1 protein-coding gene is annotated in these 264 nt (G+C 71.6%); it reads right to left on the bottom strand.

All coding sequences use genetic code 11. The annotated features are described in order from the left end of the window. A partial coding sequence (locus SB751_RS31595) for an NAD(P)/FAD-dependent oxidoreductase (RefSeq protein WP_410749219.1) occupies nt 1–264 on the bottom strand: 264 nt, incomplete at both ends.

Here is a 264-nt window from a genome sequence, read left to right as displayed (position 1 = left end):
CTCCACGCTCGAATCGGCCGCGCTGAAACCGTTGCGCCGGTGCACCAGCGTCAGGCGCCGCGCGACCTTGCGCAGCGCCAGCGCCCAGTCGAGCGCGGAATCGCCGCCGCCCGCCACCACCACCGTCTTGTCGGCGAAATCGGCGAGGCGCTGCACGCTGTAGTGCACGTGACGGGACTCCAGCGCCGCGGCTTCGGGCAGCAACAGCTTCTGCGGCACGAATGCGCCGTTGCCGGCGGCGAGCAGGATCGCCGCGACGTCGAA

This window comes from Cupriavidus sp. SIMBA_020, assembly GCF_046535395.1.
Lineage (GTDB): Bacteria > Pseudomonadota > Gammaproteobacteria > Burkholderiales > Burkholderiaceae > Cupriavidus > Cupriavidus campinensis.
This window is presented reverse-complemented; position numbering and strand designations above follow the sequence as displayed.